Origin of the sequence: Burkholderia sp. Bp8998 (genome assembly GCF_003854235.1) — a bacterium.
GTDB lineage: Bacteria > Pseudomonadota > Gammaproteobacteria > Burkholderiales > Burkholderiaceae > Burkholderia.
On record NZ_QTQF01000021.1, the window covers coordinates 52,233 to 64,757 of the forward strand.

The following is a 12,525-nucleotide window of genomic DNA, read 5'->3' on the forward strand; positions in this document are numbered from 1 at the left end:
CCGACGCCGCGCAGCCGCACACGTACGAAGGGCCTGATCCGGCACGATACCGGATCAGGCCCTTCTTCATTCACCCTGCCTTGCCGGACCGTGCCCGGCCTCGCCGGTGTCCGGCCACCGGCGGTCAAGACGCCTTCGCGACCTTCTCCGCTTTCGGCGCACGGCGTTCGGCCCATTCGACGATCGGCCGCCACTGCTCGAGATCCTTCTCGACACGGCTCTTCGCGACGTCCCACAGCGTCAGGCCGTGCGCGGCGATCTGCACGTAGTTCTGCGTGTCGCGCACGTAGCCGAGCACCGGCAGCCCGAGCCCTTCGACGAAACGGTGCAACTGGTCGGACGAGCGCGTGCGCGCGTCGACCCGCATCCCGACGATCCCGACCTCGACGCTGCCCTTGCGCACGGCCTTCTCGCCAGCGAGGCGCTCCAGAAACTGCTGGGTCGCGAGAATATCGAACATCGACGGCTGCAGCGGCACGATCACCTTGTCGGCGAGCTGCAGCGCGACGTTCAGCCGGTTGCCGTGCAGGCCGGCCGGCGTGTCGATCACCGCATATTCGAGGCCGCGCGGCGGCTTCGACGGCGCGTCCGGATCGAGATCCCACGCCTCGATCGCCGGCAGGCCGGCCGGCCGCAGGTCGAGCCACGCATGCGCGGACTGCTGCCGGTCCAGATCGGCGAGCGCGACCCATGCGCCCTGCGCCGCGAAATAGCCGGCAAGATTGGTGGACAGCGTGCTTTTCCCCACGCCGCCCTTCGGATTCGCCACCACGATGACCGTCATGAATTCCCCCGAAAAAGCCGTGCGGCGCCTGCCGCCCTGGCAGGCGCCGCTCGATTGCGGATACAGGGAGCGATGATATCGGCAAACGGGGTGTCACCGGAACGGGTTGCGCCGATGGCCGCCCCGTTTATGCGGTTCGCGTCGCGGCGCGCGGTGCGCCGAGCGCGAACGCGCCGCCGCCCAGCAGCGCCTGCACGGCCAGCGTGACGGCCCAGAACGCCGGGTATTCCCAGCCGCCGTGCGGCGACGCGAAGCTCCAGCCGTTCGGCAAATGCGCGGACACCGCGCCGAGCATGAACGGCAGCAGCACGAGCGCGGCGATCCGCACGCGGAAGCCCGCGAGCAGCGCGAGGCCGCCGGCCAGCTCGACGATGGTCGTCGCATACGCGAGCCAGCCCGGCAGGCCGATCGACGCGAAGAACTGCGCGGTGCCGGGCAGCGTGAAGACGAACACCTTCTGCGCGACGTGCGCGAGGTACAGCACGCCGAGTGCGACGCGCAGCAACGTCGCGCCGAGATCGTTCAGGCGATTGGGGTTCATGGCGAATTCCTTCGTGAGTGAATGAGGATGGATCGCACTCTATTCGAATCGATTCGACCAATAAATGCGCTATCAGGCTTTAATTGATTCCCGCCAGGAACGAATTGAGCCGTAAAAAAGGGCATGACCGATCATGCCCCGATACCCGTACCCGCGGCGAACCTCAGCCGCCGCTCTTGCCTTGGGCGGCGTCGCCCGAGCCGGCCGGGCCGCCGCCCGGTGCGTACGAATCGCACGCGTGCGCAACCGCCGACGCGCCCAGCAGCGCCGCGAGCAGCACGCTCAACCACCATCGAGCCTTCATCGTCGCGCTCCTTCGGGCGGACCTCCGCCCATCTGAGTTGTACGCGATCCTCAGCAAAATGCCAGGCCGGCACGCCGTGCGTCAGCGGAACTCGGCGTACAGCGCGCGCAGGTCGAGGTGCTCGGCGAACGAATCGGCCAGCCGCTCCAGCGACGCCTCGCGCAGCGCCGGATAGTCGATGCGCTCCGCGCCGTCGAGGCCGGCCCACGCGAGCAGTGCCGCGCACGCGTCGGGCGCGTCGAACAGCCCGTGCACGTAGGTCGCGAGAATTTGCCCATCGGCCGACAGTGCGCCGTCCGTACGCACGCCGCCCGGTGCGTCGCCCGCCGCCAGTTCCAGTGCGGGCGCCGCAAGCGCGGGCCCGCGCGTGTCGCCCATGTGGATCTCGTAGCCGTGCACCGCGGCCGCGCCGGGCAGCGCGAGATGGCCGGTCACGTTCTTCAGCGTCTTGTCCGGTTGCAGCGTCGTGTCGAAATCGAGCAGCCCGAGCCCCGGCACGCTGCCGGGCGCGCCTTCGAGGCCGAGCGGATCGTCCAGCGTGCGGCCGAGCATCTGCATCCCGCCGCAGATGCCGATCACCTTGCCGCCGTAGCGCAGGTGCCGGCGGATCACCGCGTCCCAGCCCGCGTCCCGCAGCCACGCGAGATCGCGCTGCACGCTCTTCGAGCCGGGCAGGATCAGCAGGTCGGCGTCCGGCACCGGGCCGCTCTTCCAGTACGTGAACTCGACCTGCGGATGCGCGCGCAGCGGGTCGAAATCGGTATGGTTGCTGATCCGCGGCAGCGCGGGCACCACCACGCGCAGCACGCCGGCGTCGCCGCGCGCGGCGGCGCTGCGCGCCTGCGACGGCAGCATGTCCTCGGCGTCGAGCATCAGCCCGTGCAGGTACGGCAGCACGCCGAACACCGGCTTGCCCGTCTGCGCGCGCAGCCAGTCGAGGCCCGGTTCGAGCAGCCTGATGTCGCCGCGAAAGCGGTTGATGACGAAGCCGCGCACGCGCGCGCGCTCGCTGTCCGACAGGCACGCGAGCGTGCCGACGAGATGCGCGAACACGCCGCCGCGGTCGATGTCGGCCACCAGCACGACCGGACAGTCGACGCGTTCGGCGAAGCCCATGTTCGCGATGTCGCCTTCGCGCAGGTTGATCTCGGCCGGACTGCCCGCGCCTTCGACGAGCACCGTGTCGTAGCCGGCACGCAGCCGCGCGTACGACTCGAGCACCGCGTCGAACGCGACCGGCTTGTAGTCGTGGTACGCACGCGCATCGAGGTTCACGCGCGCCTTGCCGTGAATGATCACCTGCGCGCCGCGATCGCTCGTCGGCTTCAGCAGCACCGGATTGAAATCGGTATGCGGCGCGACACCCGCGGCGAGCGCCTGCAGCGCCTGCGCGCGGCCGATCTCGCCGCCGTCCGCCGTCACCGCGCTGTTCAGCGCCATGTTCTGCGGCTTGAACGGCGCGACGCGCGCGCCCGCGCGACGCGCGAGGCGGCACAGGCCCGCGACGAGCGTGCTCTTGCCCGCGTCGGACGTCGTGCCCTGGATCATCAAGGTGCCGCGCGGCTGCGGTTCGGGTGCGTTCATCGTATGCAAAGTCGTGGCGAGGCAAAGGCCGCATTATCGCCCGCGTGCGGTCGCCCGCGCCGTTACAATCACGCGATGATTCCGCACGACCTCACCTTCGTCCTCGGCGGCGCGCGCTCGGGCAAGAGCGCGCACGCCGAGCGGCTCGCCGCCGATAGCGGCCGCCCCGTCACCTATATCGCGACCGCGGCCGCGACGGCCGCCGATGCCGAATTCGCACAGCGCATCGCGCATCACCGCGCGCGCCGGCCGGCCGACTGGGGCTTCGCCGGCGCGCCCGTCGACCTCCCCGGCACGCTCGCGCGGCTCGACGATCCGCACGCGTGCCTGCTCGTCGACTGCCTGACGCTGTGGCTCACGAACCTGCTGTGCCCGCTCGACGGCGAACCGCTCGACGATGCGCAGTACGCGGCGCAGGTCGAGCGGCTCGAGCAGGCATTGCGCGGCGCGCGCGCGAAGGTGATCGTCGTCAGCAACGAAATCGGGCTCGGCGTCGTGCCGCTCGGGTCGGTCACGCGCCGCTACGTCGACGAACTCGGGCGCCTGAACCAGCGCATCGCCGCGCTCGCGACGCGCGTGACGCTGCTGGTCGCCGGGCTGCCGCTCGAGCTCAAGGCCGGAGCGCCGTCATGCTGATGCTGTCGCTGCCGGTCGTCGCGATGCTCGCGGTCGCGGCCGCGATCGTCGATCGCATCGTCGGCGAACCGGCCGGCTGGCATCCGCTCGTCGCGTTCGGCCGGCTCGCCGCGCGCATCGAAGGCGCGCTGAACACGGGCCGGCACGGCCGCGTGGCCGGCGTCGTCGCGTGGCTCGCGGCGGTACTGCCGCCGGTGGCCGTCGCCGCGTGGCTCGCGGCCGTGCTGCCCTGGCCGGTCGCGGCCGCGCTGCACGTCGCGCTGCTGTGGTTCGCGCTCGGCGCGAAGAGCCTCGCCGACCACGTCGCGCCAATCGCCGCCGCATTGTTGCGGCACGACCTCGACGCCGCACGTGCGCTGACCGCGCGGATCGTGTCGCGCGACACGAGCGAAGCCGACGAAGGCGCGCTGTCGCGCGCGGCCGTCGAATCGGCGCTCGAGAACGGCAACGACGCGATCTTCGGCGCGCTCTTCTGGTTCGTCGTCGCGGGCGGCCCCGGCGCGCTGCTGTTCCGGCTCGCGAACACGCTCGACGCGATGTGGGGCTACCGCACGCCGCGCTTCCTGACCTTCGGCTGGGCCGCCGCGCGCCTCGACGATGCGCTCAACTGGATTCCCGCGCGCCTCACCGCCGCGAGCTATGCACTGCTCGGCGACACGGCCGCCGCGTGGCGCTGCTGGCGCACGCAGGCGCGCCACTGGGACAGCCCGAACGCGGGCCCCGTGATGGCCGCGGGCGCCGGCAGCCTGAACGTGCAGCTCGGCGGCCCGGCCGTCTATCACGGCGAAATCGAAGACCGTCCCGCGCTCGGCACCGGCGCGCCCGCGACGGCCGTGCACGTCGTCGCCGCGCTGTCGCTCGTCACGCGCGCGCTCGCGCTGTGGCTCGCGCTGCTCGTCGCGAGCGGCGCACTCATCCTCGCTACCCATCATGTCTGACGCACGCATCCCGCACGGCGGCAACCTGCACGAAGCCGCGCGCCGCCACGGCATTCCGTACGACGCCTGGCTCGACCTGTCGACCGGCATCAATCCGGTCGGCTATCCGGTGCCGCCGGTCCCGGCCGACGCATGGCGCCGGCTGCCCGACGACGGCGACGCGCTCGCCGCGTGCGCGGCCGACTACTACGACGCGCCCGGTGCCGCACACGTGCTGCCGGTTGCCGGCAGCCAGGCCGCGATCCGCGCGTTGCCCGCGCTGCTGCCCATCGGCGACGCCGGTGTCGCGGCGCTCGCGTATGGCGAATACGCGCCGGCCTTCGCGCGTCACGGGCATCGCGTCGTCCTGCTCGACATCGACGCGGACGTGTTGCCTGCAACGCTTCGTCACGTCATCGTCGGGAATCCGAACAACCCGACTGCCGAATTCGTTCCGACCGAACGGCTGCTCGGCTGGCATGCGCAGCTGTCGGCACGCGGCGGCACGTTGATCGTCGACGAGGCCTTCGCGGATACCGGCGCCACGCCATCGCTCGCGCAGTACACCGATCGCCCGGATCTCGTCGTGCTGCGCTCGGTCGGCAAGTTCTTCGGACTCGCCGGCATTCGCGCGGGCTTCGCGCTCGCGCATCCCGAGCGGATCGCCGCGCTGCGCGACATGCTCGGCGCGTGGACCGTCAGCGGCCCCGCGCGTCATGCGGTCGCCGCCGCGTTCGCCGACCACGCATGGCAGGCCGCCGCGCGCGCGCGGCTCGCGGCCGACGGCGAACGCCTCGCCGCGCTCTTGCGCACGCACGGCTTCGCGGTGCACGCGACACCGCTGTTCAGCTGGACCGACGACCCGCGCGCCGCCGCGCTGCACGCGGTGCTCGCCGCGCACGGGATCTGGACGCGGTACTTCGCGCGACCGGCGAGCGTGCGCGTCGGCCTGCCGGGCAACGAAGCCGAATGGCGGCGCGTCACCGATGCGCTCGCGCAATGCGTCCCGACGCTGCAACGGGCATCCGCATGAACGCCCGCCTGTTGCGCCGGCTGCCGGCGCTCGCGATGCTGGCCGCGCTCGCGCCCTTCGCTCACGCCGACGTCACGACCCGCGACGATGCCGGCAATATCGTCACGCTGCCCGCACCGGCGCAACGCGTGATCAGCCTCGCGCCGCATGCGACCGAGCTGGTCTACGCGGCCGGCGGCGGCGCGAAGCTGGTCGGCACGGTCACGTACAGCGACTATCCGCCCGCCGCGCAGGCCGTGCCGCGCGTCGGCGACAACAAGGCGCTCGACCTCGAGCGGATCGCCGCGCTGAAGCCCGACCTGATCGTCGTCTGGCGTCACGGCAACGCCGAGCGGCAAACCGACGCGCTGCGCGCGCTGCGCATTCCGCTGTTCTTCAGTGAACCAAAGCATCTCGACGACGTCGCGACGTCGCTGCGCCGGCTCGGCATGCTGCTCGGCACGGAGCCGGTCGCCGACACGGCCGCGGCATCGTTCTCGCGTGATATCGCGGCGCTGCGCGCGCGTTACGCGGCGCGCCCGCCCGTCACGATGTTCTTCCAGGTATGGGACCGGCCGCTGACGACGCTCAACGGCGCGCATCTGTTCAACGACGTCATCACGCTGTGCGGCGGTCGCAACGTATTCGCGGCGCTCAAGCCGCTCGCGCCGACCGTCACCGACGAGGCCGTGCTCGCGGCGAATCCGGAAGCGATCGTGACGACGCGTGCCGGCGCGACGCGTTCGGACGCGCCACTGCCGAGCCTCGCACGCTGGCGTGCGTGGCCCGCGCTGACGGCCGTGGCGCATGACAACCTGTTCGCGATCGACGGCGATCTGCTGACGCGGCCGTCGCCGCGGATCGCGCAAGGCGCGGCCGCGCTGTGCGAGGATCTCGACGCCGCGCGGGCGCGGCGGCCGGCGCGCTGATGTCGGGCTGCGACGCCCTTCCGCACGTCAGACGCGTGCGCGCTCGCCTACCCGTCCCAGTGGACGACTTCCCACGTGCGGGCGGCATCCTCCGTGCGCAACCAGACGACGCCGCCCGTCGGCACCGGTCGTGACAGCAGCGTATCGAGCGGCACGCGCAACGCATGCGAAGCGAATGCGCGAATCACGCCCGCGTGCGTGAGCGCCCATTGCGGTGCGTCGATTCGCGCGACCGCATCCGCGATGCGCGCGACACGCGCGGCGAACCGTGCGACGCTTTCGCCGCCATGCGCGCACGCATGCATCAGGTCGGCCGCCCACGCATCGAGCGCGGCGCGATCGATATCGTCCCAGCGCTGCAGTTCCCACGCGCCGAAGTCCATTTCCTGCCAGCCCGCGTCGCCGCGCAGCGGCACGTCGAACGCCTGCGCGAGCCGTTCGGCGACCGACGCGCAACGCGTCAGTGGGCTCGTCCAGACCTGCTCGGGCAGCGGCGCCCCGAGCACCGCCAGACGCTCGCGCGCGGCCTGCGCGCCCGCGTCGGCCGATGCGGCGAGCGGCACGTCGCTGCGTCCGTAGCAAATGCCCGGCTCGACATCGACGGCCGGATGGCGAATCAGGACGAGGTCCATCCGAGCACCACGAGATAGATCGCCAGCTCGCTCAACTGCTGCGCGAAGCCGAGACAGTCGCCCGTATAACCGCCGATCCGCCTCACGAAATAGCGGGCCGCCCATGCGCGCACGAGCACGAGCGCGACGCAGACCGCGACGCCCGCGCGCCAGTCCGGCCAGAACAGCCACGGCAGCCCGAATACGGCCGCGACCCCGGCCGTGCGTGCGCCCATGCGCTGCGCGACCGGTTTCGCCTTGCCTTCCGGCCGGACGTAGTCAAGCGACATCAGCAGGCTCACGGCCCCCGCGCGGCTCGCCGCATGCGCGGCGATCATCGTCCACGCGGCGCGCAGCGGCGGCATGGCCGCGAGCGCCTGCCATTTCAGCCCCAGCGCGATCACCAGTGCGACCGCGCCGAACGTGCCGATTCGCGAATCGCGCATGATGCGCAGCACATCGTCGCGCGCATAGCCGCCGCCGAACGCGTCGCAGCTGTCGGCGAGACCGTCCTCGTGGAACGCGCCGGTCGCGAGCAGCGTCGCGGCCATCGACAGCCCGACCGCGATCGACGCGGGCAGCACGCGCAGCGCCGCGAGATAGACGAGCGCGCCCCACGCGCCGACGCATGCGCCGACCAGCGGGAAGTAACGCGCGGCCTGGTCGAGATCGCCGGCCGCGTAGCCGATCGCACGCGGTACCGGCACGCGCGTGAAATAGCCGAGCGCGACGAAGAAGTAGCGCAGTTCGGCCACTACGCCGCGCGCGCGCTCAGGCGTCACGATTGTCGACGCCCGCGGATTCGAAGCTCGCCATCTCGGTGAGGAACGCGGCCGCCGCGCGCACCAGCGGCAGCGCGAGCGCGGCGCCCGTGCCTTCGCCGAGCCGCAGGTCGAGCGCGAGCAGCGGCTTCGCGCCGAAATGCTCGAGCATGCGCCGGTGCCCGGCCTCGTGCGACGTATGCGAGAACACGCAGTAGTCGCGCACGCCGGGCGCGATGCGCTCGGCGACGAGCAGTGCGGCCGTCGCGATGAAGCCGTCGACGAGGATCGTCATCCGCTCGCTCGCGGCCGCGAGATACGCGCCGGTCATCATCGCGATCTCGAAGCCGCCGAACGTCGCGAGCACGTCGAGCGGCGCGATCGCATGCGAATGCCGGACGAGCGCACGGCCGAGCACCGCGCGCTTGTGCGCGAGCCCCTGGTCGTCGAGGCCCGTGCCGCGCCCGACGCACGCGTCGATCGGCACGTCGAGCAGACGGCTCATCAGGCACGCGGCCGACGACGTGTTCGCGATCCCCATTTCGCCGAAGCCGATCACATTCGTGCCGAGCGATGCGTGCAGACGCACGCGCGCGGCACCAGCGGCGAGCGCCGTCATCACTTCGTCGCTCGTCATCGCGGCTTCGACCGCGAAGTTGCGCGTGCCGCGCGCGACCGGCAGCGACACGAGTCGGTCGGACACCGGCAGCGGCGTCGCGACGCCCGCATCGACGATCTCGAGCACACTCTGCGCGACACCCGAGAACGCATTGATCGCCGCGCCGCCGGCCAGGAAGTTCGCGACCATCTGCGCGGTGACCGCCTGCGGATACGGGCTCACGCCCTCGGCCGCGATCCCGTGGTCGCCGGCAAACACGATCGTCACGGGACGCTGCACGTGCGGCCGCTCGGTGCGCTGGATCAGGCCGATCTGCAGCGCGATCGTCTCGAGCTGGCCGAGACTGCCGGGCGGCTTGGTCTTGTGATCGATCACATGCTGCAGGCGCGTGCGCAATGCGTCGTCGAGCGGCGCGATCGCGGGCGGGAAGTCGGTCGGGTTCGTCATCGGAAGGTTGCCTCGTTGGCGCGGCCGGTGCCGCGCATCGAAAGAAGGAAGTTCATCGTCGCTCGGGCCACGCGGGCAGCAGCGCGTCACGACCGTTCTCGCGGATCAGCACGAGCGGATAGCCGAACGCGTCGCTTGCGCGCACCGGCGTCAGCACATCGTGCACGGGGCCCGCCCACGCACGGCCGCAGCCGTCGAGCAACAGCGCGTGCGTCGCGAAACGCCGCGCGAGGTTCAGGTCGTGACACGAGAACAGCACCGTGCGCGGGCCCGCGTCGAGCCACGCGCTCAGCGCGGTCAGGCCATCGATCTGGTGGTGCAGGTCGAGATGGGCGAGCGGTTCGTCGAGCAGCATCAGCGGCGCGTCCTGACACAGCGTCGCGGCCAGCGCGACGCGCTGCCGCTCGCCGCCCGACAGCGACAGCACGTCGCGCGACGCGAGCGCGCTCAGCCCGAACGTCGCGAGCGCGTCACGCGCGGCCGCGCGGTCTCCATCGCGCTCCCAGCCCCAGCCGCCGAGATACGGAAAGCGGTTGAGCAGCACCGTGTCGAATACCGTCGCACTGAACGCGTCGTGCAATTGTTGCGGCATCAGTGCGCGGCGCCGTGCGAGCCGTTCGGGCGGCCACGCGGCGAGCGGCCGGCCGTCGATCTCGACCTCGCCGCCGGCCGGCCGCTGCAGGCCCGCGAGCGTCGCGAGCAGCGTCGTCTTGCCTGCGCCGTTCGGTCCCGCGACGCACCAGATCTCGCCGGGCCGGAACACCTGCGTGAAGCGATCGAGCAGCGTCCGTTCGCCAGCCTTCAGCGTAAGGTCGACCACCGCGCAGGTCATGTCGCCGGCGGAGTGCAGAGCGGCATGCGTCATCGCATCGGTCTCCTCAGCAACATCCACAGGAACACCGGCACGCCGATCAACGCGGTCATCACGCCGACCGGCAATTGCGCAGGCGCGATCGCGGTGCGCGCGAGCAGGTCGGCCGCCATCACGCCGCCGCCGCCCGCGAGCATCGCGGCGGGCAGCAGCATGCGCTGGTCGTTGCCGAATGCGAGCCGCAGCGCGTGCGGCACGACGAGGCCGACGAAACCGATCGTGCCGGCCGTCGTCACCGCGGCCGCGGCGGCCAGCGACGCGACGAGATAGATCCGCATGCGCAGCCGCGCGACCGGCACGCCGAGCGCGAGCGCGGTCGCGTCGCCACGCAGCAGCACGTTGAGCTGCGGCGCGGCCGGCAGCGCGACGCATGCGGCCAGCAGCAGCGCGCCCCATGCGAACCACGGCGCCGTCACGCCGTTCAGGTCGCCCGTCAGCCAGAAGATGATGCCGCGCAGCCGTGCATCGGGCGCGAGCGACAGCAGCAGCGTGACGAGCGCGCCCCACCCGGCCGCGATCACGACGCCCGTGAGCAGCAGCCGCGGCGATGCATCGCGTGAGTCGCCGCGCCACAGCTCGCGGCGAGCCAGCCCGAGCACGAGCGCGACCGACACGAGCGCGCCGGCGAACGCGGCCGCATCGACGAGCCACCATGCGGCGCCCGCGATCATCGCGACGAGCGCGATGCCGGCCGCGCCGCCGGACACGCCGAGCACGTACGGCTCCGCGAGCGGATTGCGCAACAGCACCTGCAGCAGCGCACCGGCCAGCGCGAGCAGCGCGCCGCACGCGAAGCCCGCGAGTGCACGCGGCAGCCGCAGCGTGCGCACGATGTCGGCGAACAGCGCGTCGCCGCCGTGCGGCACGAGCGACGCGAGCGCCTGCCACGGCGACATCGGCACGCTGCCGATCGACAGCGACGCGACGAACAGCAACGCGACCACGGCCGCGAGCACGGTCCAGATCGCGATGGCACGCGCGGCGCTCATGCGACGCACGGCATCGCGCATGACGCGCGACGCTTCCGCTGACCGTCGTTGCCGGCCGAGCGCGGCACAGGTGTCGCGCTCCGGCGTGTTATGGGCATATGCAAGCTCGTTATCCTTGTCGAACGTGTCGTTGCGCCGTACGCCGGCCATACCGGCATGTGGCGGCCGCGATCCATCGCGCCACACCCTCCGTGCGGCCGGCGTTCTGCGCAATATAGTGGAAGGCGCCGCATCGGGTCGATCGGCATCGTGACGGCGAGCGTGGGCGCCGATCCGGACGAATCGGCGTCCGCCGCAGTCTGCGCGAGGACGGCAAGCGGTACGCCACGGCGTGTGCCGAACACCGCGCGGACGATTGGGGTCAGCATCGAACAAGTCCCGTGAAGCACTGCGCGCCCCGCTTCCCCGCAGGCCACGCGTCATGAAGCCGTACAGGCTCCTCGCCTCGGCCGGTATCCGGGCTGGCGGCGTACCGGCTCGCCTTCCCGCGCATGTCGTGCGCAGTGGCCCGCGCCCGCGTGCGACCTGTACGCGAAACGCGCCCGAGCCGGCCTGCGTCATGCGACGCGGCCGCTTACCGTTGCGGGGGCAGCGCAGGTTGGCGATCTCCGGGCGGAGCGCGCGCCCTGCTTCCCGTTTAACCGCGCGACACACGCGCGAGCACCGAGGCGGCGCCAGTTTAGGAGCGGGCCACGCGAGCGTCAAGAAAGCGACTGGACCCGCGTATTCACGGCAAGAAGCCGGGGTGTTACGACTGGAAACGTTACAGATGTCGGAATGCGCGTTATTCCGCGCTAAAATGCTGGGTCTTTAGAGGACGCAGCAAATGCTCAACGAACTCGAAACTTTATCTCAAAATATTGGCCGTCTGATCTCGCTGAACAAGCGCTATCACTCGGAACGGCTCGCGCTCGAGGAGCAGGTCGCGCAAATGCGCGCGGAAGCGGACACGGTCCGTGCGGAACTCGCGCAACTGCGCGACGAACGCAATGCGCTCGCGGCCGAGCGCGACACGCTGTCGGCAAAGATCGACGACGCCCAGGTCAAACTGAACGCGATTCTCGAAAAGCTGCCGCGCACGAAGAGTGCGGAGCAAGCCGACAACCAGCTCGACCTGCTGGATGCGCAGGCGCGCACGGATAGCGACGATGCGGCCAGCCACGGAGAACATGCATGAGCACCAAGCAGATCGAAGTCTCGATTCTCGGTCAGCCCTATCGGCTCGCCTGTTCGGCCGAAACCGAAGCGGCGCTGCTCGAGGCCGTCGCGCGCGTCGACGCCGAAATGTCGAAGATCCGCGCGAACAGCTCGGTGCGCGGCACCGATCGCATCGCGGTAATGGCGGCGCTGTCGCTCGCATCCGAATTGCTGCGGCTGCAAACGAGCGTGCGGCACGGTGAAGCATTTCCGGCGGAGGAAATCCGTCGTACAATGCACCAGATGAACGAACAGCTCGGCGCGGTGCTCGCACAGCACGAGACGCAGTAACGTTTGATCGATGCGTCGATTCCCCTTGATCT

At 71.1% G+C, this 12,525-nt stretch carries 15 protein-coding genes and 1 riboswitch; of the genes, 6 read left to right on the forward strand and 9 right to left on the reverse strand.

The genetic code is table 11. The features are described 5' to 3' along the window. Positions 1 to 124: 124 nt before the first annotated feature. From DIE06_RS21075 to DIE06_RS21085, 4 genes are all read right to left on the reverse strand, one after another. The gene (locus DIE06_RS21075) at positions 125 to 784 is read right to left on the reverse strand and encodes a ParA family protein (RefSeq protein WP_059527575.1); all 660 of its coding nucleotides are present in this window, start codon (positions 782 to 784) and stop codon (positions 125 to 127) included. A 127-nt stretch (positions 785 to 911) separates the two neighbouring features. After that, positions 912 to 1,325, reverse strand: a complete 414-nt coding sequence (locus DIE06_RS21080; RefSeq protein ID WP_124663006.1) for a DoxX family protein — start codon at positions 1,323 to 1,325, stop codon at positions 912 to 914. Between the two features lie 163 nt (positions 1,326 to 1,488). Further along, the gene (locus DIE06_RS38370) at positions 1,489 to 1,629 is read right to left on the reverse strand and encodes a hypothetical protein (protein ID WP_185733437.1); all 141 of its coding nucleotides are present in this window, start codon (positions 1,627 to 1,629) and stop codon (positions 1,489 to 1,491) included. A gap of 81 nt (positions 1,630 to 1,710) precedes the next feature. After that, positions 1,711 to 3,213, reverse strand: coding sequence for a cobyric acid synthase (locus tag DIE06_RS21085; protein ID WP_124663007.1), 1,503 nt, complete (start codon positions 3,211 to 3,213; stop codon positions 1,711 to 1,713). A 75-nt stretch (positions 3,214 to 3,288) separates the two neighbouring features. Between DIE06_RS21085 and cobU the strand changes: the two genes are divergently transcribed. Genes cobU through DIE06_RS21105 form a run of 4 tightly spaced genes read left to right on the forward strand, consistent with a single transcriptional unit; the run spans position 3,289 to position 6,707 of the window. Then, positions 3,289 to 3,849, forward strand: coding sequence for a bifunctional adenosylcobinamide kinase/adenosylcobinamide-phosphate guanylyltransferase (gene cobU, locus DIE06_RS21090; protein WP_124663008.1), 561 nt, complete (start codon positions 3,289 to 3,291; stop codon positions 3,847 to 3,849). Next, a complete protein-coding gene (gene cbiB, locus DIE06_RS21095; RefSeq protein ID WP_124663009.1) occupies positions 3,843 to 4,787 on the forward strand; it encodes an adenosylcobinamide-phosphate synthase CbiB in 945 nt (314 codons plus the stop codon). The genes cobU and cbiB overlap by 7 nt, the downstream gene beginning before the upstream one ends. Next, positions 4,780 to 5,799, forward strand: coding sequence for a threonine-phosphate decarboxylase CobD (cobD, locus tag DIE06_RS21100; RefSeq protein ID WP_124663010.1), 1,020 nt, complete (start codon positions 4,780 to 4,782; stop codon positions 5,797 to 5,799). The genes cbiB and cobD overlap by 8 nt, the downstream gene beginning before the upstream one ends. Beyond that, a complete protein-coding gene (locus DIE06_RS21105; RefSeq protein WP_124663011.1) occupies positions 5,796 to 6,707 on the forward strand; it encodes a cobalamin-binding protein in 912 nt (303 codons plus the stop codon). Before cobD ends, DIE06_RS21105 begins: the two co-directional genes overlap by 4 nt. A 47-nt stretch (positions 6,708 to 6,754) precedes the next feature. On the opposite strand, the gene cobC is transcribed toward DIE06_RS21105, so the two are convergent. From cobC to DIE06_RS21130, 5 genes are read right to left on the reverse strand one after another with little or no spacing between them, the layout of a single operon-like run. Next, positions 6,755 to 7,339, reverse strand: a complete 585-nt coding sequence (cobC, locus tag DIE06_RS21110) for an alpha-ribazole phosphatase (protein ID WP_124663012.1) — start codon at positions 7,337 to 7,339, stop codon at positions 6,755 to 6,757. Continuing rightward, positions 7,324 to 8,100: an adenosylcobinamide-GDP ribazoletransferase gene (locus DIE06_RS21115; protein ID WP_124663013.1), complete on the reverse strand. Its 777-nt coding sequence runs from the start codon at positions 8,098 to 8,100 to the stop codon at positions 7,324 to 7,326. The genes cobC and DIE06_RS21115 overlap by 16 nt, the downstream gene beginning before the upstream one ends. Continuing rightward, complete coding sequence (gene cobT, locus DIE06_RS21120; RefSeq protein WP_124663014.1) at positions 8,090 to 9,145, reverse strand: nicotinate-nucleotide--dimethylbenzimidazole phosphoribosyltransferase; 1,056 nt, start codon at positions 9,143 to 9,145, stop codon at positions 8,090 to 8,092. Before cobT ends, DIE06_RS21115 begins: the two co-directional genes overlap by 11 nt. A gap of 52 nt (positions 9,146 to 9,197) precedes the next feature. After that, on the reverse strand, positions 9,198 to 10,010 hold the full coding sequence (locus DIE06_RS21125; RefSeq protein WP_124663015.1) for an ABC transporter ATP-binding protein: 813 nt from the start codon (positions 10,008 to 10,010) through the stop codon (positions 9,198 to 9,200). After that, entirely contained in the window at positions 10,007 to 11,005 is a 999-nt protein-coding gene (locus tag DIE06_RS21130) for an iron ABC transporter permease (protein WP_124663016.1), read from the reverse strand. Before DIE06_RS21130 ends, DIE06_RS21125 begins: the two co-directional genes overlap by 4 nt. Positions 11,006 to 11,434: 429 nt before the next feature. Continuing rightward, a riboswitch (cobalamin riboswitch) is annotated at positions 11,435 to 11,688 on the reverse strand. Between the two features lie 143 nt (positions 11,689 to 11,831). On the opposite strand from DIE06_RS21130, the gene DIE06_RS21135 reads away from it, so the two are divergent. Both DIE06_RS21135 and DIE06_RS21140 read left to right on the forward strand, forming a co-directional pair. Further along, positions 11,832 to 12,182: an ATPase gene (locus tag DIE06_RS21135; RefSeq protein WP_124663017.1), complete on the forward strand. Its 351-nt coding sequence runs from the start codon at positions 11,832 to 11,834 to the stop codon at positions 12,180 to 12,182. Continuing rightward, the gene (locus tag DIE06_RS21140) at positions 12,179 to 12,493 is read left to right on the forward strand and encodes a cell division protein ZapA (protein ID WP_011885730.1); all 315 of its coding nucleotides are present in this window, start codon (positions 12,179 to 12,181) and stop codon (positions 12,491 to 12,493) included. The genes DIE06_RS21135 and DIE06_RS21140 overlap by 4 nt, the downstream gene beginning before the upstream one ends. Positions 12,494 to 12,525 lie beyond the last annotated feature (32 nt).

Bases quoted from the DNA above. Each gene is read 5' to 3' on its own strand.
- DIE06_RS21075 (WP_059527575.1), bottom strand. From the start codon at position 784: ATGACGGTCATCGTGGTGGCGAATCCGAAGGGCGGCGTGGGGAAAAGC.
- DIE06_RS21080 (WP_124663006.1), bottom strand. From the start codon at position 1,325: ATGAACCCCAATCGCCTGAACGATCTCGGCGCGACGTTGCTGCGCGTC.
- DIE06_RS38370 (WP_185733437.1), bottom strand. From the start codon at position 1,629: ATGAAGGCTCGATGGTGGTTGAGCGTGCTGCTCGCGGCGCTGCTGGGC.
- DIE06_RS21085 (WP_124663007.1), bottom strand. From the start codon at position 3,213: ATGAACGCACCCGAACCGCAGCCGCGCGGCACCTTGATGATCCAGGGC.
- cobU (WP_124663008.1), top strand. From the start codon at position 3,289: ATGATTCCGCACGACCTCACCTTCGTCCTCGGCGGCGCGCGCTCGGGC.
- cbiB (WP_124663009.1), top strand. From the start codon at position 3,843: ATGCTGATGCTGTCGCTGCCGGTCGTCGCGATGCTCGCGGTCGCGGCC.
- cobD (WP_124663010.1), top strand. From the start codon at position 4,780: ATGTCTGACGCACGCATCCCGCACGGCGGCAACCTGCACGAAGCCGCG.
- DIE06_RS21105 (WP_124663011.1), top strand. From the start codon at position 5,796: ATGAACGCCCGCCTGTTGCGCCGGCTGCCGGCGCTCGCGATGCTGGCC.
- cobC (WP_124663012.1), bottom strand. From the start codon at position 7,339: ATGGACCTCGTCCTGATTCGCCATCCGGCCGTCGATGTCGAGCCGGGC.
- cobT (WP_124663014.1), bottom strand. From the start codon at position 9,145: ATGACGAACCCGACCGACTTCCCGCCCGCGATCGCGCCGCTCGACGAC.
- DIE06_RS21125 (WP_124663015.1), bottom strand. From the start codon at position 10,010: ATGACGCATGCCGCTCTGCACTCCGCCGGCGACATGACCTGCGCGGTG.
- DIE06_RS21130 (WP_124663016.1), bottom strand. From the start codon at position 11,005: ATGAGCGCCGCGCGTGCCATCGCGATCTGGACCGTGCTCGCGGCCGTG.
- DIE06_RS21135 (WP_124663017.1), top strand. From the start codon at position 11,832: ATGCTCAACGAACTCGAAACTTTATCTCAAAATATTGGCCGTCTGATC.
- DIE06_RS21140 (WP_011885730.1), top strand. From the start codon at position 12,179: ATGAGCACCAAGCAGATCGAAGTCTCGATTCTCGGTCAGCCCTATCGG.